Source organism: Povalibacter sp., assembly GCF_036520495.1.
Classification (GTDB): domain Bacteria; phylum Pseudomonadota; class Gammaproteobacteria; order Steroidobacterales; family Steroidobacteraceae; genus Steroidobacter.
In genome coordinates this window covers 1-22,937 of sequence record NZ_DATDJO010000033.1, presented here as the reverse complement: position 1 = coordinate 22,937, position 22,937 = coordinate 1, and the positions used below count along the sequence as shown (strand labels likewise).

At 62.0% G+C, this 22,937-nt stretch carries 19 protein-coding genes and 2 pseudogenes; 9 read left to right on the top strand and 12 right to left on the bottom strand.

Annotation, left to right across the window (positions count from 1 at the left end; genetic code table 11):
- A pseudogene (locus VIZ63_RS12180) lies at positions 1-177 on the bottom strand (IS110 family transposase); the annotation flags it as partial.
- 272 nt (positions 178-449) lie between these two features.
- Here VIZ63_RS12180 and VIZ63_RS12175 point away from each other — a divergent pair.
- Positions 450-644: a hypothetical protein gene (locus VIZ63_RS12175; RefSeq protein ID WP_331609901.1), complete on the top strand. Its 195-nt coding sequence runs from the start codon at positions 450-452 to the stop codon at positions 642-644.
- A 491-nt stretch (positions 645-1,135) separates the two neighbouring features.
- Positions 1,136-1,348, top strand: coding sequence for a hypothetical protein (locus VIZ63_RS12170; protein WP_331609900.1), 213 nt, complete (start codon positions 1,136-1,138; stop codon positions 1,346-1,348).
- A gap of 66 nt (positions 1,349-1,414) precedes the next feature.
- Here VIZ63_RS12170 and VIZ63_RS12165 read toward each other — a convergent pair whose 3' ends face one another.
- The 4 genes and pseudogenes from VIZ63_RS12165 to VIZ63_RS12150 form a co-directional block, all read right to left on the bottom strand.
- Positions 1,415-2,236 (bottom strand): DUF932 domain-containing protein, encoded by an 822-nt coding sequence (locus tag VIZ63_RS12165; RefSeq protein WP_331609899.1) that lies wholly within the window; start codon positions 2,234-2,236, stop codon positions 1,415-1,417.
- Between the two features lie 66 nt (positions 2,237-2,302).
- Complete coding sequence (locus VIZ63_RS12160; protein ID WP_331609898.1) at positions 2,303-2,617, bottom strand: hypothetical protein; 315 nt, start codon at positions 2,615-2,617, stop codon at positions 2,303-2,305.
- A gap of 280 nt (positions 2,618-2,897) precedes the next feature.
- Positions 2,898-3,350 (bottom strand): annotated as a pseudogene (gene radC / locus VIZ63_RS12155) (RadC family protein); the annotation flags it as partial.
- A 499-nt stretch (positions 3,351-3,849) separates the two neighbouring features.
- Positions 3,850-4,095 carry a hypothetical protein gene (locus VIZ63_RS12150; protein WP_331609897.1) on the bottom strand — a complete coding sequence of 82 codons (246 nt, stop codon included), beginning with the start codon at positions 4,093-4,095 and terminating at the stop codon, positions 3,850-3,852.
- A gap of 469 nt (positions 4,096-4,564) precedes the next feature.
- Here VIZ63_RS12150 and VIZ63_RS12145 point away from each other — a divergent pair, with 469 nt between their 5' ends.
- From VIZ63_RS12145 to VIZ63_RS12130, 4 genes are all read left to right on the top strand, one after another.
- Positions 4,565-5,332 carry a helix-turn-helix transcriptional regulator gene (locus tag VIZ63_RS12145; protein WP_331609896.1) on the top strand — a complete coding sequence of 256 codons (768 nt, stop codon included), beginning with the start codon at positions 4,565-4,567 and terminating at the stop codon, positions 5,330-5,332.
- A 273-nt stretch (positions 5,333-5,605) separates the two neighbouring features.
- Positions 5,606-6,529 (top strand): hypothetical protein, encoded by a 924-nt coding sequence (locus tag VIZ63_RS12140; protein WP_331609895.1) that lies wholly within the window; start codon positions 5,606-5,608, stop codon positions 6,527-6,529.
- A gap of 408 nt (positions 6,530-6,937) precedes the next feature.
- The gene (locus VIZ63_RS12135) at positions 6,938-7,729 is read left to right on the top strand and encodes a lasso peptide biosynthesis B2 protein (protein WP_331609894.1); all 792 of its coding nucleotides are present in this window, start codon (positions 6,938-6,940) and stop codon (positions 7,727-7,729) included.
- Between the two features lie 65 nt (positions 7,730-7,794).
- Positions 7,795-9,561: an asparagine synthase C-terminal domain-containing protein gene (locus tag VIZ63_RS12130; RefSeq protein WP_331609893.1), complete on the top strand. Its 1,767-nt coding sequence runs from the start codon at positions 7,795-7,797 to the stop codon at positions 9,559-9,561.
- Positions 9,562-9,576: 15 nt separating this feature from the next.
- Here the strand turns inward: VIZ63_RS12130 and VIZ63_RS12125 are convergent, their stop codons facing one another.
- On the bottom strand, positions 9,577-11,862 hold the full coding sequence (locus VIZ63_RS12125) for a hypothetical protein (protein WP_331609892.1): 2,286 nt from the start codon (positions 11,860-11,862) through the stop codon (positions 9,577-9,579).
- Between the two features lie 54 nt (positions 11,863-11,916).
- The gene (locus VIZ63_RS12120) at positions 11,917-14,535 is read right to left on the bottom strand and encodes a TonB-dependent receptor plug domain-containing protein (RefSeq protein ID WP_331609891.1); all 2,619 of its coding nucleotides are present in this window, start codon (positions 14,533-14,535) and stop codon (positions 11,917-11,919) included.
- Between the two features lie 188 nt (positions 14,536-14,723).
- Between VIZ63_RS12120 and VIZ63_RS12115 the strand changes: the two genes are divergently transcribed.
- Positions 14,724-15,389, top strand: a complete 666-nt coding sequence (locus VIZ63_RS12115; protein ID WP_331609890.1) for a hypothetical protein — start codon at positions 14,724-14,726, stop codon at positions 15,387-15,389.
- A gap of 43 nt (positions 15,390-15,432) precedes the next feature.
- Here the strand turns inward: VIZ63_RS12115 and VIZ63_RS12110 are convergent, their stop codons facing one another.
- Positions 15,433-15,906, bottom strand: coding sequence for an RNA polymerase sigma factor (locus VIZ63_RS12110; RefSeq protein WP_331609889.1), 474 nt, complete (start codon positions 15,904-15,906; stop codon positions 15,433-15,435).
- Positions 15,907-15,964: 58 nt separating this feature from the next.
- A complete protein-coding gene (locus VIZ63_RS12105) occupies positions 15,965-16,300 on the bottom strand; it encodes a hypothetical protein (protein WP_331609888.1) in 336 nt (111 codons plus the stop codon).
- A gap of 276 nt (positions 16,301-16,576) precedes the next feature.
- Here VIZ63_RS12105 and VIZ63_RS12100 point away from each other — a divergent pair, with 276 nt between their 5' ends.
- Together VIZ63_RS12100 and VIZ63_RS25635 are read left to right on the top strand one after the other, a co-directional pair.
- Positions 16,577-16,816 (top strand): helix-turn-helix transcriptional regulator, encoded by a 240-nt coding sequence (locus VIZ63_RS12100; RefSeq protein WP_331609886.1) that lies wholly within the window; start codon positions 16,577-16,579, stop codon positions 16,814-16,816.
- 36 nt (positions 16,817-16,852) lie between these two features.
- Positions 16,853-17,206, top strand: a complete 354-nt coding sequence (locus VIZ63_RS25635) for a carbon storage regulator (RefSeq protein WP_414703795.1) — start codon at positions 16,853-16,855, stop codon at positions 17,204-17,206.
- 43 nt (positions 17,207-17,249) lie between these two features.
- Here VIZ63_RS25635 and VIZ63_RS12090 read toward each other — a convergent pair whose 3' ends face one another.
- The 3 genes from VIZ63_RS12090 to VIZ63_RS12080 all read right to left on the bottom strand — a co-directional run bounded on the left by VIZ63_RS12090 (position 17,250) and on the right by VIZ63_RS12080 (position 22,550).
- Complete coding sequence (locus VIZ63_RS12090; RefSeq protein ID WP_331609884.1) at positions 17,250-19,076, bottom strand: ATP-dependent nuclease; 1,827 nt, start codon at positions 19,074-19,076, stop codon at positions 17,250-17,252.
- Positions 19,077-19,583: 507 nt separating this feature from the next.
- A complete protein-coding gene (locus tag VIZ63_RS12085; protein ID WP_331609882.1) occupies positions 19,584-20,090 on the bottom strand; it encodes a hypothetical protein in 507 nt (168 codons plus the stop codon).
- Between the two features lie 48 nt (positions 20,091-20,138).
- Positions 20,139-22,550 (bottom strand): RHS repeat-associated core domain-containing protein, encoded by a 2,412-nt coding sequence (locus VIZ63_RS12080; protein WP_331609881.1) that lies wholly within the window; start codon positions 22,548-22,550, stop codon positions 20,139-20,141.
- Between the last annotated feature and the right edge of the window lie 387 nt (positions 22,551-22,937).

Sequence of the window (22,937 nt, the reverse complement as noted above, 5' to 3'; positions counted from 1 at the left end):
GTAGTGTGCCGAGCCGCACGCTTCCATGACGACGTGCGCACACTCGCGGTTCTCGAAATACTTGTCGAACTGCGCGCGCCCGAGCCGTCTGCGCTCCACAATTTTCCCTGCGTCGTCTGCGGCCGCGAGTTCGAAGACAGTATTGGCGAGAACAACTGCAATCGTGACGATAGACATGGGGGTCTCCCCTTTCGGTGGACGATGAGAGCTACACACGTCGACGAGCATGCTCGTCGACAGCCTCACAGGAAACCCATCTCATCGTTTCATACGATTCGCACCCAAAACTCAGCAACTGCGTGGCACACGCTGCTGTCACCATCGCACCTGCTGCCACCTGCCCCGAGCTATCCCACAACCGCCACTGCCACATCCCGCGCCTCCCACCGCCCGCCAGCCCTGCTACGCTTGTCACGTATCCGCACAGACAACAAAGGACTGCCACTGCCATGGAACCGATACATCCATTCTGGGTAGGCATCGTTCTGTTCACCGGGGCAATCGTTCTCGCGTGGGCGTTACGCCAACTCAGTGCCGCTGGTGCATGGACACAGCGCCCCTACGTTCATATCTACTTCCTTCTCATCGGCGCCTGTGGACTCACGCTCGGCTATGCCTCTCTGTACGACCCTACCGACCGATAGCATCCCGTTCCCGATCACTCGCTGGATGAGTCTTCTCCTCTGGGGACTCGGAGGTGTAGAAACCGGTATCGGCGTCGGCTTACTGTTGTTCAACTGGCGCAGGCGGAACCAATGATGACCCAAACGTCGCCCAGGAGCATCCAGGGGGTTTCGGACATTCACCCGATCCCTGCACCTGCGCCGCGACGAAGGCCCGGCATCTAGCGTGTCTTGATGTTTCACGTTGCCACAGTGGCCGCCGGCTGTGGATCTAAGCGGCGTGGCAGGCGAGAATCGGAACTACGAGGCCCGAGAGAGAGCGGGTCCCATTGCGCCTTGCAGCGCTTGCGAACGGAGGGAGCCGAGATGTTGACGATACTGATTGGTGCAGTGTTGTGTCTCGGTCCCGGCATCGCCGTGGCTCGCCTCTTGTGGCTCAGGACTTCCTTGCCTGACCCTTCGTTCGAATATTTTGTCGTCGCCGCCATGGTGACTTTCTCTGGCTCGTCGCGATGCAGCTTCTCACGGCGTTCGTCATGACGTCGGTGGGCCTGAGTCGCGCCTGCCCAGACATCAACGACTGCTTTCTGGAGACGATGGCTGATGCATTTCGTTGGTGGTATCTGGGGCTATGCGTGGCCTTCAGCGCGCTGGCCTATGGCGGCGTGAAGTACTGTGACCGCATGGCGCCAACGCAGGCCTTGCGAACACCAGAGGAACTTTGAGACACCGTTGGGCACCCCACTGGGGAGAGCACCGGCGCGCCCTCCCCAGCAAGCATCACCTCTCGACTACGCAACGATCGCCGTGGCCGCGTCCCACAATGCGCCGTTGAGCCTCACATCCTCCTTGATCGATTGGATGCGCCGGGTCCTGACCAAGCGTCCCGAGCTTGAGCGCCGACTCAACCCACCGCGCAGCACGTTCTCCTGCACCCGATTGAACGTACGCCACAGGTCGTTGCCGGCATCCTCCGGCCGACGCGGCATCAACACCGCCGATGGCGCAAGACCCGCGCCCTCCAGTCCCCCAAATCTGAGTACCAACGCCCGCTCGGCAAACGACACCTGCTCCTCCTCCCGCAGCACCCGCCGCTGCATTCGCTCGACGGCCCGGCCTAACTCATCGAAGCGTGATGACAACTGGATCGCCCCCGCAATCGCCTCGTCCACCACATCGCGACGATGCGGCACGCGGATCGCCGGACACATCTCCGTGGAAACGATCAACCCATTGGTGCAGACGAACCGGAAGAGCCCGACCCGAAGCTCGTACGCGCTGCTGCCATCGTGACTGTTCAAGAACAGCACCTCCGGCACCGATCCGTCGATCTCCACGGTTTCGGTCTGACGGCGCAACCGGACCAGATGCCGCACGTGCAGAACATCCCCGCGCCGTGAACGCGCCTGGCGCGCATCTACCGCGACGAACCCGGCCTGCATCAACCCTGACAGCACCCGCTCGGTCTGAATGAACGTGTACCGCCCACTCATCCGTGCATGGGGCGATGAAGCGAACACGGCTGGCGCACGCTCACGCACATCCTCCATCGACAGTGCACGAGTAAACGTATTCGCAGACGCCGTAACCGACATTGCAGCTGCAGTATTCATGGCGCGATCCTCGATCTGAGTGGGCGGGATTGCCCGAGATCTCCCCCTCACACCGCAGCGCAGCTGTCAGGGATCGAAGACCGCCGCCGGCGGCGAGTGCGTCCTCGCGCTCGTCCTTGACAGCGAGAACAGTGTGGTACCGTGAAACTTCCAGGCAGACCCGCCCTCTTTCTCCGCTCGTTGGTTGAGATCCCCAACCTCAAAATCGCAGTCTAACTGCCGAAGCAGAGACGCCGCCGCCCCACGGGATTTCTCCATGGCTATCAGCGTCACGCCCAACACCACAGCAGCCGCGATGAACTTCACGAGCACCGCACTTATGCGGCTCCCGGCCGAGGCGATCGGGTCCACTTCAATCAACGCGCCATCGAGGCGCTTCAAGTCTCGATTTGTGAATGTAACCGCATGAACGATCGGTCCGCACTCGGCGTCGGGCAGAGACGATATCCGCCGGGTGCATCGATTCAGTCTGGTAGGCGTCAGGTCACGGCGGCAGTCGCCCAGCGGTATGAAAACGGTCACGCGCGTAAGTTCTGCTCGCAGCGAATTGGTTGGCTCCACTTGGCGCAACGACCAGACTGTCGCCTGACCCGACGGTTCTGCCCCCCCATGGATCGATGCGCGCGGGAACAGCCCACGCGCACCGCACCGTCTACGTCACTCACAGCAGCCCTCGTTCTGCCAGGGAGGTTGCGATCGCACCACCCACGATCAGGTGATCCAGCACGCGGATGTCCACCAGCGCCAGCGCCTGCTTGAGTCGACGCGTGATCAACTCATCCGCCTGGCTCGGCTCGGCGATGCCGCTCGGATGGTTGTGTGCAAGGATCACAGCCGCCGCGTTGTGTATCAGCGCCTGCTTCACAACCTCGCGCGGATGCACGCTCGAGCCATCGATCGTTCCCCGAAACAGGTCCTCGCAGGCAATGACTCGGCTGCGATTGTCGAGATAGATGCAGGCAAACACCTCGTGCTCGAGATTCGCGAAGCGCATCATCAGGTACTCGCGCGTGACGCGCGGATTCGTGAGCGCGGTGGCACGCACCAACCGCTCGGCCAGAATCCGCAGCGCCGCTGCGATCACGGCTTCATCGTCCACCGGGCTCTGCGAGCCATCGACCATCGCAAACAGACCTGAGCTGAAACGGACGGGCCGCTCGCGAACTGCACCCGCATACGAACGCACGTTGAAACTGAGCGAGGAATGCTGTCTGGAACGCATGGGACTCTCCTTGTCAGGCGGGATTGCCTGGCGGAGATCCCCACTCACATCGCAGCGCAGCTGTCAGGGCCGCGCGAAGCGCGCTTGCGAGCACGGCCATGCCGCGCGCAGGCCTTGACAGCGAGAACGATGTGACAACCTGAAAATCACCAGGCAAGCCCTCTTCTTTCCCCCTCTGAGCAAAAATCGATCAATCTGACGCACGCGGCGCAATTCCTGCGCACTGCCAACGTCAAGCCACGCTTATGCAGAAGTTATCCACCGCGTTTGTGGATATCCGCTGCAACGCCGCTCGCGCAGATCTTCGCAGATTCAGAATCTCATTCACGGGCCACCGTCAAGCCATGGAGATTCATCCCGAACTCATCGCCCGGGATGAACCCGTCGCACACTACATCCAGCCACCCCGGCGCACCTTAGCGACCTGTTGGCGTCGGGCCTGTAACGCCTCCAGCCGCCGCTCGGGCGATGCCTGCTTGTACTGCCCGCCACGCGAGATGACGTATTGAACCAACGATGGCGGCAGGCCGATCTCGGCAGAGAACTCCGCAAGTGTCTTGCGCGATGCATGCCACTGCATGATCGCCTCCACCTGCGCATCCGTGAGCTTGCGCGGCCGTCCCAATGTGCTGTGCATGGCACTCTCCAGGATCGATCGGGCGGGATTGCCCACGCGTCCCGCGCACGGCGCAGCGCAGCCGTCCAGATTCGCGCAGCGACTCGCCGAGCACGCGCCGCGCGCGCGCAGGATCTGGACGGCGAGAACGGCGTGCTACCGTACCCCGAGCAATCGTGCCTTCTTCCTTCCCGCCGACCACCTGCTACGCAAGGACCGCCGCAGGCGGCGAGCTGCTTAAGCACTCGCCCATGACTGCGAGAGCGATGAGCAACGCCCCCGTATCACCGGCCATTCCTCCGCCTGCCTTCAAAGGAATGCCCCATGCACCACCGTGATCCGCACATCACGGCAGCGATCTTGCGGCATCTCGGAATTTCCGCACTCCACAAACGAGTGTCATCCCCTACTCTTGGTGAGGCGCTGCCAGGGCGGGGGCGCTGGTCAGTTGAACCGAACCAGTGTGCGGAGGGAGCCGGAGAATCACGCCATGGAACCGTACGAGCTCGCGGAGTCATTCCTGGACCACTGCGAACGATCCACTCGCATCGCCGATTTGGCCTTTCGCTTCCAGAACGCACTCGAAGACTTGGGCTTTCGCTACTACGCGTGCTCCTCCCACGTCGATCCCCTGCGCCCTGACGACGGGATCATGGTCCTGAACTACCCGCCAACGTGGGTCGAGTGGTACAGCGAGCAGCAGCTGCATCTGATCGATCCCGTTTTCCGTTGTGCCGATCGCACGCGTCGGCCGTTTTATTGGGACGATCCGCTGTTCCGCAAAGCGATGTCCGCGAGGCAACACAAGATGCAGGTGTCGGCACAGCAGTTTGGGGTCGCCCACGGATTCACGATTCCCATTCATGGGCCGCGAGGTACTGCTTCTTGCTCGGTGGTGCCCGACTCACCGAAGATGGATCGACGGCGCTATCTCGCCGTCGAGATCATGTGCGTACATCTGTTCAATCGCATCGAGCACTTGCGCACCCCGGTGGCATCACTTGATCTCGCGCTTCTGCTCAGCCCAAGAGAGCGGCAGAGCATGGACCTCGTCGCCATTGGCAAGAGCGATGAGGAGCTCGCACGGCTCCTCGGCATCCGCACATTCACCGCCCACGAGCACATCGAAAATGCGAAGAAGCGCCTGGGCTTCTGCTCGCGCACGGCAGCAGTCGTGTACGCCCTGGGCATCCGTGAGATCCGTCTCGAAGATGCAATGCGCATCCTGACGCCGACTGCACGACAGAATCGGCGCTGAAACATCCACCTCCACGCTTGCGATAGGCAGCCCGTGAATTGGAACGGCGCTCGGCCCGCCGGTAGTCCTACCGCCGTAGGCAGGACGCGCAGGCGAGTCCAGAAGTGCGCCACCACCCTCACACAGAACCCCCTCTGATCAGAGGGGTTCACAAACCGCGGCCCTGCTCGCACCCTCCTCCTGACATCGTCAGGAGGAGGCCGCATGCGCCAGATCGTCACCGCCGAAACCCCCTCTCGGTACCACCGAAAGGCCGCGTAGGAGCGCACTGCCGTGGCGCGCCGACCCCGGATTCAGATTCCCGGCGGCACGTACTACGTGCTGCAGTCGTCGAGTCCCCTCAATTGCTTTTTCCGCGAGGACGAGGACTACGACCAGCTGGAATCGCTCCTGAGCCACGCCCTACGCCGCTCGGGCACGGAAGCCTTCGCGTTCTGCTGGTTACCCCATCAGCTGCACCTCGCAGTGCGCAGCGCTGACATTCCCATCGGCCGCTTCATGCAAGGTTTCACGTCGCGGTACTCCCAGTTCGTACACCGGCGCAGGCGCGACGCAGGCCACTTGTTTCTGCGCCGCTTCGAATCGCTGCTCATTGAGGCCGATGCCTGGTTACCTGAACTCGTACGCTTCCTTCATCAGGTGCCGGTGCGAGCCGGACTCACCGAGCCCCAACGCTGCGTTCGTAGCAGCGTCGGGGCGTATCTCGGTACGCACCCAATCGCCTGGCTCACAACGACCACGCCGCTGCGCATCCTGCAAAAGCGAGGCCTCGATGCAGACGCCGCGCGTCGTTACCTGCTCGCGCCTCCGACCGACGAGGAGGCAGGACTCCTCTCGACCAATGGCCACCGATCCAGCCGGGTGCTGGGTAGCCCAAAGTTCCTGAGATCACTGGCGCGCTCGCCGGTGCAACCACGCCAACGACTCACGTTGATGCAACTGGTGGATACGATCGCGCTCACCCAAGACGTGCCACGCACCGACATCCTCTCCATCTCGCGCCGACGCTCGACCAGCCTGGCGCGTTCGCTGATCGCATGGCACGCAACACACCGTCGAATCGCAACGCTCGCCGAAGTCTCGCGACTGCTCGGACGCGATCTATCGACACTCTCCAAAGCGATCATCCGGCATCGTCGTATCCATCCACAGCTCTTCCGTAGCGACGCATTGAGCCACCTGCATCCGCTGACCTAGCGCGCGATCCAGCTCAATTGCCCATACGCCAACACTGACACGCGCAGGATCATTGCCTTGGGCTGCGACTCGATCACGGTCCTGCCAGCGCTGGTCAACACATCTAACACGCTGATTTCAGAGCGCCCTCTGCTCACCGTGCATCGACCCTTACCCATGCACAACATTCATCAGTGCAACATGACGCACTAGTCTCTCTTGATCCCACCCGCGCCGCAGTTGCACGGTCGACCTCGCCACCGCGGATGGCATCCCATCATCACTGACTGAGGAGATGTGTCATGAACGACGAACTGACTCTGATCGATCTGGGCGACGCCACTGTCGAAACGCGCGAAGTCGGACCGGGGCCGTTCGCGGACGCGCAGGTCGGCATCGGTCGCAGGAAACTCGGCTGAGCAACAGTCGATGAGCCCGAGGGACGCGTCGTCGGGCGCGTCCCTCCTCGACGATTTGATCTGCGAGGAAGTCGCCATGCTCAGCGTCAGCACAGGCACACTTAGTAGCGACGGCGCTGCCGAGTTCCGCTACGCACTGCCCGCGCATGTTTATCTGTGCGCATTCGCTGTCGGCTCTGTGGTGCTCGACCTAAAGCGAAACCGGTACTTCGGCCTCGACGTCGATGCGAGCGACCAACTGAGTGCGCTGATCGATTGCGCGAATTCACCCGTATCGAATCCGGATGACCTCGCAGCACGCTGGATCGCCCGGGGCCTGCTGGAGCGCACGCAACGCACATCGCAACCGTTCGCTCCCGGCCTGCACGTCGCGCTATCGTCGCTGGAGGATCTTCAGCCAGTGCACCCACACCTTCGCCCGCGCGACATCGCCCACTTCACCTGGGAATGCGCGTATGCACGCCATTCGCTGCGCAACAGTTCGTTGTGGCAGATCGCTTGCGATCTGCACGCCCGCCGTGCACACAAGAAGATTGCAACGGATGCACCTCTCTCGGCCCTGGCATCTGCCGTCGAACGCTTTCGCCGACTGCGACCACTCGCCTTCGCCGCACACGATCAGTGCCTGTTCCACGCGCTGGCACTGACACGATTTCTAACTGCCTTCGGGCTACCTGCGACATGGGTCATCGGCGTCCGACTCTACCCGTGGGGCGCCCATAGCTGGGTGCAGCACGGATCACTGGTCTTCGATGCCACCCCGGAGTCTGTGCATGACTTCCGGCCCATCATCGCGGTGTGAGCCTGATCGTGTTCCGCTACTTCGCCTGCGTCTGGAATCCGTCAAGCACAAGGCAATGCCACAGCGTGCTGCAGACTCGCGAACGGTTGCAGCAGCTCTCTTCCCAGTGGCACTGCGTGTTCGATATCGCGGGATGCTGTGTGTTCTGTGCCGACTCACAGCCACGCAGTCTTCGCAGCCACGTGCTGCCGGACAATGCTGGCGTGATTCTGGGATCGCTGTTCGAACGTGCCACGGACCTGGGCGACGACACCGCCTGCCGCCGGGCATCGCTGGATTCCACCACCACGCAGGCGACGGTGCAGTCGCGCGGACAGCACCTGATCGAGCATTACTGGGGAAACTATGTCGCCCTGTTGTGCGACCGCGGTCGCGTCACGGCCCTGGTGTCGCCGATGAGCTCGTTGGCGTGCCTGGCAAGCACGGTTGGCGGCGCGACCTGGCTCTATGCCTGCCTCGCCGATGCCCTCCAGGTCGGCCTGCCCCCACCCACCCCGACACATACCTATGTACGTCGCGCCGTGCTTGGCCAGCTGCCCGAGGCCAACGATTCCCTCCACGGAATGATCCGCTTGAATCGAGGCGAGGCCCTTGACCTTCATCCTGGAGCACAACCTCCGGGACTGCACCGACGATGTGCGTGGGATCCGCATCGCTTCACCGAGACCTCCGCGCTCATCGACTCGCCCGTTGTGGCGGCGCATGCCATACGCAACGTGGTGCGCTCGTGTACCCAGACACTCGCACGCGACTACGACCATATACAGCTGCGCCTGTCCGGCGGCCTCGACTCATCAATCATCGCCGGCTGCCTACGCGACGCACCGGCCCGAGTCGCCTGCCATACCTACTTGCACATCGGCACCAGTGCAGACCCGCGCTCCTGGGCGCACCTCGCGGCGGATCACGCCGGCTATCCGCTCAGCGAGCATCTGGTCAATACGACATCACTATCCCTGCCCTCCCTCGATCGACTGCGCAGATCGGCGGACATCGTGTCTAGGACCAACTATCTGTTCCTGCCGCAGCTCGAGCGAACCCTATGCAACACGCAGGGACCGTCGGCCGTCTTCACGGGTGACGGCGGCGATGCCGGATTCTGCAGCGACTGTGTTGCACTGGCCCTTGTGCAGCGCCTTCACCATCGCGGGTTGACGCTGCGCGCATGGCGTCTTTCGCGACACGTCGCACTCGCTACCCACCGTTCGCAGTGGCACGTACTGACGCAGGCGATCAAGGCGTGGCGCGGACGAGTGCCATGGACCGATCCCACCGCATGGAATTCGCAGGACATGGAACTGATCGCTCTGGATCTTGCGCACGCCGCTCGCAGCTCGCTCAAGCATCCCTGGCTACCGGACAACGACGACGAAGCGCCGTTGACATTCTTTCGCCTGGGCGCATTGGTGCTGCCGATCGAGGAACGAGACCTCTCAGTGCGCACCGACGACTTCGGACCCGAGATTGTTCAGCCGCTGTGCTCCCAGCCAGTCGTCGAACTAATGCTGCGCATCCCTGTGTATCTGCATTTCGAGGACGGTCGGGATCGCGGACTGGCCCGACGCGCCTTCGCCCAGGACGCGTCGCGTCCGAACCTGGAACGTGTATGGAAAGACCGTGCGCCCGGCTTCTTTAGTGAACTCATCCTGCGCCACGTTGAATGGCTGCGTGAAGTGCTCCTCGACGGCGTGCTGGTCGGTGCCCACTACCTCGACCGCCGGAAGCTCGAGGCGGCCCTCGCCGCCACACCCTCGCATACGAGTGTCAATCCGGGCGAACTGCTGCGATACCTCGACATCGAGCTGTGGGCGCGTCAGTGGAAAAGAGCCTAGGAGCCCCTCAAAGAATCATCCATCGCCGGGACGCTCCGACTCCCGCAATCCCCGCAGTTCCCGCCACCGTCGATACTGCGCCTGTGTCGATGGGTCGCTCGATTCCACGCCCGCCAACCAGAACCGAAACCAGTCGATGACGCGCGACTGGATGGCAATGAGCTGCTCGGGATTCTGGGTGTTGTGAACGCCAAGCGAGGCGTTCGGGATCACCCACATTTCCACCGGTTTGCCCAAGTAACGCAGGCGCGAGAACAACTCCCAGTGCAGCAGCACACCGACGAGCCCACTGGATTGTTCGATCTGCAGCAGCGGCGCGCGCACGCGCTCGGCATTGAACCCCGGTGACGTCACCCGCCACTGATCGAGTCCCGCACCGAATGGGGATCCGCCATTCACTCCCTCTGCGCCCGTGTCATATCCGAGCAACGTCTGTCCCACGTAGTCGGGTTGAAAGTGATCCGCAGCGATCGCCGCCGCATAGGGGAAGTCGGAGTGCGTCAACGCATACTCGACATAGAAGCCATTGCGACTGAACCCGATCAGCCCCACCTTCGCCGCATCGACGCGCCCCTCTGCAATCAGCTGCTGCGCCGCCCGTTCAAAGGCTCGCGCACGCGTCGCCCCCTCCTGCGGCGTATCGCTACCCTCGCCCGCGACATTCAGCTGCAACACCAGCACATCGTGCTGCGCCAACAAGCGCCCCGGATACGGCGGAATTAACGACGGCCCCAACCCGTAGCCCTGCAGAAATCCGTACAGCGTGAACTCCTCGCGGATGGCACTTCCATACACGCTCTGGATCACCAGCGGGTAGCGTCGCGCTCGATCGTAGTTCGGTGGCAGGAACAGCATTCCCTGCCATCGCAGTCCCTCCTCCACCTCGCCCTCGATCAGCTCCGCGTGCCCAAGATCAAACTGTGTCAGGAGCGACGGATTCGGATCGATCACGGTGACGCTCCCTCCCGCTACGTCATCCACCGCGATGAGAACGGGCGGCGTGTCGATCCCCTGCCGGATTTCGAGTCGCACGCCCGTCGCAGCGGACGTCGCACCCTCGACACGCCGCCACTGACCTGCACGCCGCCGAAACTCGATCCGCCGAGGCTCGCCCGGTGGCCCGACGCCCAGGCCCACGCGATCACGGCTGAGCCACTGCACACCGGTGACTTGCTGGTCCTGCAGGTCGATGGGAAGGAGCCGGTATCGACCGGTCGCGCGCTCGACGATAGCGGCGGCCGTGCCGCGCTTGCCGCGTTCATCGGTATCCTTACCTGGCAGCAATGTGGGTGCGACCAACACGAACTCGCCGTCGCTCGACCAGGCACACTGCGGCAGCTCCGAGTCCGCCGGCACGGACCACAGCGCATGGGACGAACCAGCGCGCGTATCCACCACCCATAGCTGATGCACCAGGCGGCCCAGCATGCTGTAGGCATTGGTGCGGGCAAGCTTAAGCCGCCGATGGATGTCCTCGTCCTGGTAGCTATTCCAGTCCGGAGACAACGCGGGTGCGACCGCATTCACCAGGGCCCATTGCCCCCTCGGCGACACCCAGACGCGCTCCAGCTGGTTCGGGCTGAATGAGCGCTGCGCCACCTGTACCGGCTGCGGCGCTGCCGCTGCATCACGCTGCACGAACCACTCGGTTCGCCACAGTCGATCGATGAACGAGCCGTCATTCACCCGGCCATCGATGATCGAGCTCGCGTCCGTGTGCGCTTCGATGACGAAGCCTTCCCGCAGTTGCTGCGTGAGCCGGCTCGGCGCCTCCGCCGCCATGGCGCTGTACATGAGCGTGCCATCAGCGCCGATGTCGAAGTTCAGCACGCCGGTGGCATGCGCGGAGAGCGTCTGCACCTGCGCCGTACGCACGTTGACGCGCATCACCTGCCGACGGCCAGCCGCATCGCTCCACAAGAAGGCCACCGACTCGTCGTCCAGCCAGCGCAGCGGACTTGTCCAGCTGATGCCGTCCTGATTGGCACCCGCCCGTCCGCCGCCAGCACCGAGCCCGCTACTGAACAAGCGCGCCACGGTGCGGACATGCGTCGCGGCCTCCAGCGACGCCCGCTCACCGACCACCATTTCCATCCACACACCGTCGCGCGCGACATCACCCCGCACCAGTCGCGCGATCCAGCGGCGCCCGTCCGGCGACAACGACACGGCGCCGTGTGGATTCTCGGGCGAGGCAGTGTCTGCATTCACCATGAACCGCACGGTCTCGACGGCGTGCGCCGGCGTGAGCAGGACGCGTGCAGCGTGCGGCCCTCCGCCCGCCGCGCACGCCACACTCATCCCAAGCGCCGTCACCGCCACCCAGGTCCATCCCAACTGACCCCAGCGCACGGCTCAGAACCGCTTCGACAGATCGAGGTAAATGAAGCGCTGCCGCAGGTCGCCCTGCGACAGATCGAAGCCGGCGTAATCGCCGATCTCCGCGAAATGCACCGGCTCGTCCAGGACATTCGTGGCCCCGAGCGTGAGTCGCACGCCCTGCCACCATCGCGGCTGTGCCTGCGCGATCTCATCGCTGTCCCAGAACACCTGCACATCCATCAGCGTCTGCGACGGAATGCGTCTTCCTGTTGGTACGGCCGCGACACCCACGGCATCGTCATACGCCGGTATATAGCGTCCCATGACACCGATGCCCCACGCGCCGCGCGTCCAGTTGACGGCGGCATTGCCCTGCCAGCGCGTGATCGTGCCAAACACATTGGCGACACCGACGTGATCCACGGGCGGGCTGTCCGGCAACTCGTCGCTTTCATAGCGATCGACCCAAGTTCCCGCGAGGCGCACCTGCCAGCGACCATGATCGGTGTCGACACCGTAGTCGACCGATGCATCCACGCCGCGCGTGTCCACCGTGCCGAAGTTCACGCGCGAGATATCGACACTGACCAACCGCCCGGGCAGTCCGGCGGCCACATCCGCCGGCGTCGGCGCCTCACGTACCACCCGATCGGCGAACAGCGACTCGTACGCCATGACGACCTGGTACGGCAGGAACGACACACGCTGATCGAGCTCGATCTGCCACCACGACGCCGCCATCCGCAAGCCCGACACCGCCGACGGCGTCCACACGAACCCCGCGGTCAGCGACTCGCCCTCGACCGGCAGCAGGTCGGGATTGCCACCGCTGATCGCCACCGCATCGGCGATCTCGTCATTGCGCCGCGGATCACTTACCGGCAATGGAAACGGCACGCGCGGCGCATACAGTTCGAACAGAGACGGTGGCCGGAAGCTTGTCCCGTAAGACGCGCGCACGGTCAGATCCGCGACCGGCATCCACACCATGCCCACCTGCGGATTGGTGGTGCTTCCGAAGTCACTGTAGTCGTCGTAGCGAGCCGCCACCGTCAATGACAGCCGCTTGACGCCCAACCATCCCATCGCCTCGCTGACGAGCGGCACGTTCAGCTCCGCAAACGCCGCCGCCGCGCGCCGGTCCTCATCGACGAACAGGAAACTGTCGAAGAACATTGCGTCGCGACGCCATTCGGCACCGACCACCGCTTCCACCGACCCCGCCGGCAACGAGCCGAGAGAACCGCGCACGAAGGCATTGGCCACGGCCCCGTCCGAGGCGTAGTCCGTCATGACGGGCCGGGCAATCAGCGAGCGCAACAGCGCATCACTGCCTCCCGGACCATCCTGAAACACGTTCAATGCCTGGGTTGGATCCGAGGACGCGAGCGCCTCCTCCACGGCAGCCGCATCGAGCCCGCCCGTCGTCCAGCTGGACGCATCCTCCCGGCTACCGAGCACAGAGACTTCCCAGTCCCACGTTCCCAGCAATCCGCGTGCTCCCACCACCCCGCGCAACAGCTCGTTTTCCACCCGAGAATGCCGCGCACCGGCGCCCTCGACGAGAAAATCGACGAGGACCGTTTCGCCAAACGGATTGAAGGCATTCGAGACCGGCACCAGCTCCCCCGCCAGCACCGGCGCGCTGGCCGCACTGTCGAGATCACGCTGCACGAACATCGCTTCGCCGAATACAGTCAACTGCGGCCCGAACTCGTACTCGCCGAACACGGCCGCACTCACACGCTCCTGCTCGGGCACGATGGCGTCGTACCGTGAACTACTCTCCCGATTCTGCTGGCCGTCCGTGGCCACAAAGTCCGCTGGCGTCAAACCTACGCCGGTACTTCCCTGCGGCACAGCGGCCATCGGTGAGCTCAATCCCGGCAGCGGATCACCCGTCAACGAATAGACATTGCCTGGATTGCTGTACGTCGAACGTTGATCGACGCTGCCAAAGCGCCGGTAGTCCTGATTGCGCCACAGGTCGCGCTCTTCCCCGAGCAGCACGTCCGTGTGCAGATAGTCGAGGATCATCGAGACATGCAATCGCTCTCCCGCATGGCCCGCACTGATCGAGGCGCGCTGCTCCTCGGCGCCGCCGCGTGCCGCCCCATAGTGAAGGGCCACCACCGGCTCAGCGATATCGCGTTTCAGGATGATGTTGACGACACCGCCGACGGCATCGGCGCCGTACACCGCGGAGGCCGCGTCCGAAAGCACTTCCACACGCTCAACCGCCGCAAGCGGAATGGAGTTGAGATCAAAGGCATTCGACACCACGCTCGACGCCGCGGGCACCGTACGCCGGCCATTGATGAGCACCAGCGTCGTATCAGCGCCCAGCCCGCGCAGTTCGGCGTACTGCGCGCCATCGGTCCGAAACAGTTGTGGACGGTTGTAAGGCTGTTGCGGCAGATACTTGAGCACTTCCGCCACGCTCGAGACACCGAGTGCATCGATATCCACCCGACTGAACATCGTCACCGGCGATGGGCCCTCGACCTCGCTCAGCCGCAGCCGTGACCCGGTCACGATGATCTCTTCCAGTTCGATCCGCGCCTCGTCGCTGCCCGCGAATGCAGCACTGACGCATGCAGCACCCGCCATCGCCACCATCACCGATCGCATCGACTGTCCCGCTGATCTCATTCTGCTCTCCCCTGTTGTAGTGCCTGGTCATGGCCAGGTGCCGCGCGTGCTGTGCGCGACTGGGAGACTTAGTCGGACGAATCGATCCGGTGGGGACGAAATATTTCTGTCCTTTGTTGTCCCATTTTCGCTGCGAATCACGACTACAATAGATCGCCGCGGAAACGCGGACATCAGGAGGAAGATCGATGGAATGGTCTTGCGTCCGCACCTCATCAGCGCAGTGCTCATCGGCGATGGCCGCCGAGTGCATGCATCGCCACCTCATCAGCGTTGTGCTGCAGCACTGGGGAATCCCGCGCAAACTGGATCCGCTCGCAGCAGAACTGCATCAACGCCTGCATTGCCTCGACTTGCGCTGCCTCGTCACCGATCCCTGGCGATGCGTCATCACGCTGTCATCGCGGATGACTCGACGTGCCACTCAAGTATTGCCTCGCCAACGCGAGCCGCTGCATATTGCGCACCTGCTCGACCAGCTACGCAGTTACATCACCCGCCTTCCCGGCCCACATCGCACTGCACTGGAGCAAATCATCAGCTCCGGCAAGCGACTTAGCCCCCCAGCCCTGGATCTGCCGCCACTGCAAGTGACCCTTCTCACGCAGGCCCGCGCATTGATGCGTTGTGATCGCGAGACGGAGGACAACGACTGCGACGGCAACAGCGACAGCACGAACACTCTGGCTCCACCACTCATCGAAGCCAAGTCCGCCGCCTTTTGGACACTGCACTACAACGCACTTGGCTACTTCGAACGCGAAGTATTTTCGCACTGGCTGCGCCACTCCCCCGTCCATGTCCGCGAGCTGCTGCTCGCCTGCGCCGATGACGTGTTGCTTGAAATGCTGTGAACTGACCCGGCCTCCTGCTTCGTCCCAGCCGGATGCAAGGCCGCTACATCCGCCGTCGCAAATCCCGCAGGTGCGACCGGGCACGTTTCAGATAGGTCTGAACGGTGGCCTCCGAGAATCCCATCCGATCGGCGACCTCGCGGCACGAATACCCTTCTGCCTCACGCGCCAGCAGGACGGCCTGCTGAGAACGCGGCAGCCGTTCAAGAAGCGCGACCAGAAGATCGGACGCAAACACGGCCGCCGCCGGATCCGGCCCGCCCTGAAGCCTCGCATCCGCATCCCACGAATCTTCCACCGCCGACAGAGCGACTTCGCGCCGCGCCTTGCGTTGCCTCAGGAAATCCGCCAACACATGCCGAGCAATCCCGAACAGATATCGCTCGGCATGCACCATAGCCGGGGGATGCGCCGCCAGGAAGCGCGCGCAGACCTCCTGCGTCAGATCGTCCACATCGTCCCGCGACATAGCGATCCGGCGCCTGAAGAATCGCCGCACGCGCACCGCGTTCTGCACGAGTGTTCCCGTACTGTTCGGACCGACCGGACTTCCTGTGGCCGTCACGCCGCTAACCTCACGGACGCGTGCCGGGAGCCGCGGCGCTGCTGCGACGGCGCAGGAGAGGCCTGATCAACGGAGTAATGAACCGCGCGTCCAGCCGATCGACGGCTTCGCGCAGCAAGGTCAATGCAATGGCAGCTGCGCTGGCGAAATTCGGGTCGTTCCTGGGCCCGGCTTCGCCCGAGTGAAGCAGCGCCACGTGCAGACACGCGACGACGGATTCGATCCGCAGAAGCTGCCCGCGATGCACGTCGAGCAGCGTTTCCAGGCTGTTCGCAGAGGCTCTGCCCAGATCCGGGTGTACTGACGACCGTTGCTTTCCCGTCCGGCGCCGGGCTCCTACTGGCAAACCGGTCTTCCGAACCGCACGGGCATGGGCCGCCCCCTCTCCAACGCCGCGCGCGTTGGACGTAGACTGTCGCTTAGCCATAGTCATCCTCTAGTCAGGCTGGCTGTGGTCAGGCCGCCGGCGGTGTTGACGCACCGTCGGCGGCCGCTTCCGTGGAGTACGTTGAACTCTCGACTTCCCTCTATACTTCCCGCAAGCAATCGATGCCGCGAGTTTACGCTTGATTCGAATATCGAATCAAGCGGCTCGTAGCACGGGATTATCGGGAGTCAGCGCGTGCCGAAACTGAGCGACGAACAACAAGCCCTAAGTGAGGTGCTGAAAGACGCACGAGCGCAAGCCAAGCTTACGCAGCGGGAATTGGCGTCCCGTCTTGAGCGCGGACAATCCATTGTAGGATTGATCGAGCTGGGCGAGCGTCAAGTATCGGTGCTCGAGTTCATTCAGATCGCCCGCGCACTCAAGATCGAACCGACGAAATTGCTGGCCAAGGTCGTACAGGCCACCGGGATGTAGCGACGATGTAGAACGGATTTTTTTGCCTTTCTCAATATGAAGGAGACCGCAATAGAATGCGCCATCGATTCAGATTCCCGCCGACTCTTGGTGCTCACGCGCCGCGCCGGTGAATCCATCCTCATCGGCCCCGACATCGAGGTCCTGGTCGTAGCCGTCGTCCCCCCGACCGTTCGACTCGAGATTGCGATCCGCTCGGCTCATGGCAACGCACCGACCTACTGTTCCTTGGTGTCCTGCGAAGAAAACGGATGCATCAGCCTGAACGATCGAATTGATTTGGCCGTGCGACAAGTGCGGCGCCGCGAAACGCGCATCGCAGTCCTTGCGCCAGCAACAGTACGAATACTGCGCTCTGAGATCTCAGAGGATCGACGCGTCCGCGACTAGAAGCGCGTCCGCAAACGGCCAGGAGCGGACCTCGAGCATCGATCTATTGAAGTCCTGAAAAGATGCTACCGAAACACTCATTCACTTCGCTTCGCCGGAAATGACCACCATCCTCCAAGGCGAGGACAACTTCGCGCAGCACGGTGGGTTCATTTGCGCTGCCGTGCAATTTGTTTATTAGAGTCGCTCGTCGTTGCGGATGGCCACCCAGCGCATTCTTCAGCTTCCCCTCCGCAAGGAGCACATCCTCGACGCATGCCATCGTGCCCTCATTCCGGAGCAGCACTTCCTCGATCGTACCTGACCATATGAACGAATTTGCCTTCGATAACAGCCTTCCAATCTCTCGCCTGCGAGCCGCACGCAATGACGTTCGAAGCTGATCCTGTTCGGCTGAACTGAGTAGCGCCGTTTGTTCAACGAGTCGCCGAAGTGCCGAGTTGTCGTAGAGCGTTCTCGTTGCGGGGCCATGTTCGACCTCAGAGCGCACCGCAGCCAGCAACTTCGACGCGTTGGCACCGCGCTTTGTTTGGCCGTCAAGGTAGCCCTGAACGATGTCAATAGTGGCGAGCGCCTGACTTCGTTCGTCGCCTTGCAAGCCGCGACCATACGGCGTCTCTGCAGAAAACATTGCGTCATTGTCCATGACGCACTTCCATTCCACGCCTAGGCAACTAATTAGATGCGCAAGCGCTACGACGCGGTCTTTTCCGCCGGCTGGAATAACCAATAGGTCCGCTTGGTCTACAGTCCTGCGAAAGCGCATCTCGAACAGAGTCGACAGAACTATTTTGTCCGATTGCCCTTCCACAATCAGGACACGGTTTGTCAGCAATGGTTCTGTCAACCTCAGACCGTATGTGTCTAGATGCGCGCGCGCTTGCTTCTCGCTGTAGTGCTTGAAGACCGTTACCTTCCGTCGTTTTGTTATGCCGGCATGCGACGAGAGTGGACGTATGGGGTGGAGGCCCGTATGTCCAAGAAATACTGGTGAGTGCGTGCTGACGAGCACCTGAGATTGCTTAGCGATCGCCGTCAAGTCATCACATATCGACCGGATGGTAGTCGGATGAAGGTGGTTGTCCGGCTCTTCGAACATATACAACACGGACGCTTCCATCGCTTCTCCGAGTTGCCGGTAGAGATTCATAATCACTGCGCTTTGATGCCCGGTACCTAGCGCGTTCAAAGGAATGTCTGCGCCCGCAATTCTCACCGTTAGACCGATGTTGTCGTACAGGGATTCAATCTCAATCTGGCTCGTATCTAGCGATAGGCGCTCGGCTCCAAGTATGCGAGTGGCAACCTGATGCTGCTGTTGCAGAAGAACCGTTGCTCGGTTCGTTAATACTCTCTTCGCTTGATCGCCAAGGCCTCGAATACTTCCCATGCCTCTGGCCTTCTGGAGTGCGGTCTTGAGCAGGCGCTTGAAAGGCTGAAGCCCATCAGCGCTCAGATCGCGGATAGGTGGCACGTAGACCGTGACAAAATGCTCTTTGAGCGTTCGGAATTCGTCCGGCGTGAGGACATGCTCCCCTAGCATACGTTTTACGTTGCCAGCCCGAGTCAGGCGCAGCGAGTACTTGAGATCAGGCGAGGCCTCGGCCGCGATGCGCTGAAGCGGCGACGGTACATCCGAAAACCAGCAATCAACCCATATAGAAAGGGTCGGCCCGCCTTGGCCCATCTTCTGTGCGCTTAGATTCTCAGATGCATCCTCGATGGATAGCTCGTTCTTGAATGCGAGTTGCAGAGCACGAAATATGTTGGACTTGCCGCAGCTATTTGGCCCGCACAGCACCGTGAGGTTCGAGAGGTCTATCCGAATGTCTTCAAGTGATCGGAAATTTCGAATTCGTATTTCGGTCATTCGCACGTGAACGGTCCCCTGTGCTCGATTGAGCGATCTGGTCACTTAGAATTGTGGAGTGGCACGCAAGCACACGATTATCAATTGCCGAGTTTCTACCTGCTCCGCCCATATTGTCGAATCTCGTAGCGCCGCTCACGATTCAGGTGCCAAGTATTGATGCTCGCTTCGTGTCGGAAGGAGAGGTCGGCAATCGGCCAGAAGCGGACAGCGATGAATGTAAATATGCCAACCTGACACCGATGCTCCCGCATGACACCGATGCTCCGAGCGGTTCCACAACCCGCGAATGCGTCTAAAGGGGCCCGGCAAGATCGGAAGTTTTCAGCCTTAACTCAACCGTCCGTGGAAATGGGGGTAGAGCCCCCACCCGGTCCATCTCGGCCAGAAACTGCACTCGACGCGTGGTCCTACCGTACTTTTTATACCACTCAGTGTTCGTTGGTGCATCGGCCCTCCGGCCTAGATTGATCATGCACGAATCACGGTGGGTAAATCAGACCTTCCCTAGTGCTTTACTCCTCCTAGTCCGCCACAAGCACGCTCTTGCTCGCAAGCATACTCGACACGCATCTTGTCGAAAGATGCATCCCACTCACGCAGGCCGTGCAGTGCGGCAAACGCATTTTCAAACCTTATCGGTGCAACCGTTGTACGGTAGTCTAATGCGCGACAGTCTCGCTCAGAAGCTTGTCGCTGTAACTTACCCTCGAAGGATTCGACCCACTGTACTTCGTCCTTCGCTACCTTGTAACAAGGGCGAGGGATGTGATCGGGCAGGGGCGCGTGGGCGATGACTCTCCACATTCCATGATAGATGCGCCCGTCCAATGTCCAACCGCACAGACCGATATCAGAAAGTAGCTGCGGTTCGAATGACCGCTCTGAACGACGATGAATGCTCCTGCAGACGATGACGTAGATCACGTCCCCAGGCACGACAATCTGACCATATCCAGAATGGTCTCCGGCTACGTCAAACTGGAAGACATCACCCATTCTAATCTTGGTCATTGGAATCTCGACGATCGTACTTCGTGCATGGGATAAGCCCAGCGGGTTTCAGCAGATGCTTCCTGTGCCTTGATTGCCGATTCGAGTTCCTCGGCATTTCGCAATTTCATTTCTCTTGTTTTCAGTTCCCCCATTGGGATTTGACTTGTTAGTTGGGCCGCCGTGCGAGTCGATCTGCCGCTGCTCAGCTTCCCGCAAGGGTTTGCCGGGTTCGGCCCGCTCGATAACTTCAAATTCATAGTCGGCATCAGGATTGGCCCGTGAGTGATCGCGCTGCCGACGCTCGTACAGTTCCTCACTATTGCATCGGCCAATGTAGCACTTTCCACTGGGATTGCCCGCGTCCACGCGGCGATAAATGATCCCAGTCTTTTGAGACTCGGCCGCGCCCTCCGCGCTACGAGCAACATCAACACCTTTGTCGACCCCCCGAACGGCTGCACCGAGCCCCGTAGCAAACGGTACCGCAGCACCGACGATGTCAGCGCCAAGCGCTCCCACATTCGTCCAGCTCGGGTCGGTAACTAACGCGTAGACGTCATAGGCAATGAATCCGAGGTCGACCAGCGTATCCACAATCGAGCCTGAGGGATCGGTATGATTTAGCGGATCGTTGCGAACATACGCATACAGATTGACATCATCCGCATACCCGATCGGATCGGTCTGCAAAAAACGTCCGAATATCGGCGAGTAGAAGCGTGCCTTGTAGTGATACAGCCCCAGCTCGGCTATCCACATCTGACCCGTGTACTGGAACCTCCCCATATTGCCGGCCTTAGGCACACCGTATTCATCATAGGCATTGATCCCCAGCGTCCCTCCGTTCGCGTCCGCCACCGCGACGATCGAGCCCTGATGATTCGCGAAGAGGCCCCGTCTTGTGGCGAGGCCCGCGCCCTCGTACCACAGCAGCGGTTCATCGACACCGGTGCCGTGCACATAGCGACGCAACAGCGTGCCGCTGCCGTTGTACTCGGCCACGAGCCGGTCACCGTCATACAGGAACTGTGTCGTGCCGCCTGTGGCTGAGATCTGGAACAACCGCCCCATTGGGTCATACGTCAGCGTGGCATTCTTGGCACCACTTGCGGAGACCAGTCGATTCTCAGCGTCGTACACGAAGTTCGTCGCGCCGTCCGAGGTCAGGTTGCCGTTGGCATCGTACCCGTGAGCAGCACCGCCCACGCTTGTGTACTGATTCAGCCCATTGACGGAGTAGCTTCGGATCGCATCCGGCGTGCTGTTCGCATACGCCGGATTACTCTCGATGCGTGAGATCACCTGCGAGGCCGGGTTGTAGCCGAACTCCAGCACCTGATCGGCTGCAGTGCCGTTGAGTTCATGGGTCAGCTTCCACAGGCGGGAGATGCCGTCGTACTCGGTGCTCATCACCGCCCCACCCAACCACGCGTCCGCGCGACGGCCCAGCGCGTCGTAGCTGACACTCACGATGGTGGTGCCGCCATCCTCAAGGATCGAACCCATCCGAGAGGCCGCGTCGTAGCCATATGTGAAGTAGTGGGCGTCCGGGAAGGTCAGCCGCGTGCGCCGGCTGCCTGCGTCGTAGTCAGACTGCAGCGTGCGACCGAGGCCGCCCACGGTGCTCGTAGAAGTGAGCCGCCGGCCGAAGCCGTCGAACGTATTGGTGATGCCCGCGCCCGAGGTGGAACCGAAGCGGGCAAACACCTGCAGGTCCTGCACGTCGTAGCCGTATTCAACGACGTAGCCGGCAGCACCCGTGGTCGAACCGGGCACCGTTTTCGTCTTCAGGCGATTCAGGCCGTCGTACTGGTAGGTCAGCGTCTGCCCGTCGCGCTTTCTCAGTGAGAGGCGGTTGCCCGCGGAATCGTACGTGTAGCCCTCGTAGTCGCTCTCGTCGACCGTTCCAGGCGTCGTCTTGGACGGGAACACCCAGAGGTTCTGGCGATCGTGACCGTCGTAGCGCAGCTCGGCGCGGTTGCCGTTGGCGTCGGTCATGCTCGCGCGCTGGCCGTTCGGCGTGTAGGTGTAGGTGGCGTAGTTCTGCTGCAGCGCCGTGCCGTAGGCGCGCTGGACGGTGAGCAGTTGACCGGCTGCGTTGTAGAGGTTGCGCGTGATCCGGTCAGGGCCGAAGGCCCCTTCGGCGCCCAGGTTGCAGGCGCCCGGGAGTGAGCCGAAGGCAGCCGGGTTCATGCGACGCGTCTCGCATTGAAGCCGACCGGCATCATCGAATGATCGCTGGGTCAGGCTGTAGGTGGCGGCAGCGTCGGAGACCGTCTCGGTCGCCGGATTGCGGTGAGTGTCGTAGGTCACGTTCGTTTGCGTGGCCACCACGAGCGAGGGACTGTTCGGGTCCGTGACGGTGCCAGCTTCAGTGACGAGCAGCTTGTCGTCGGCGCTGCGATACGTGAATTTCCGGGCGTTGCGGAATCCATTGTCGCCGAGCGGCCCGATCTCCCAGGTCTTGCGGCCGTGCACGTCGTAGCGGAAGTACCTGGCGTCATTCGTGCCGGCCAGAGGACCGTCTCGCTGAGTACGCGTCCCGCGCCATCGTAGGCATAGTGCGTCTCCAGGGTTTTGCCTCGGGCCGCGTCGATCCGGCGCACCACGCTGGGAAGCAACGTGCTGCCCCAATACTCGTACTCGGTGCGAATCTCCTCGGGTGTTCCACAGGTCGTGCCCACACCGCACACGCGCACGACTTCAGGTCGGCTGATGCCGGTTGAGTTCTCATACGTGATGTACGTTTTGCGTCGGATGCCGTCGCCATCCGCCGGATCGGTCCGCTCGGTCATCTGGCCCGCAGCGTTGTAGACGAAATCCGTCTGATTGTTGCGGGTGTCGCGAAACCATTGGGGTCGATAG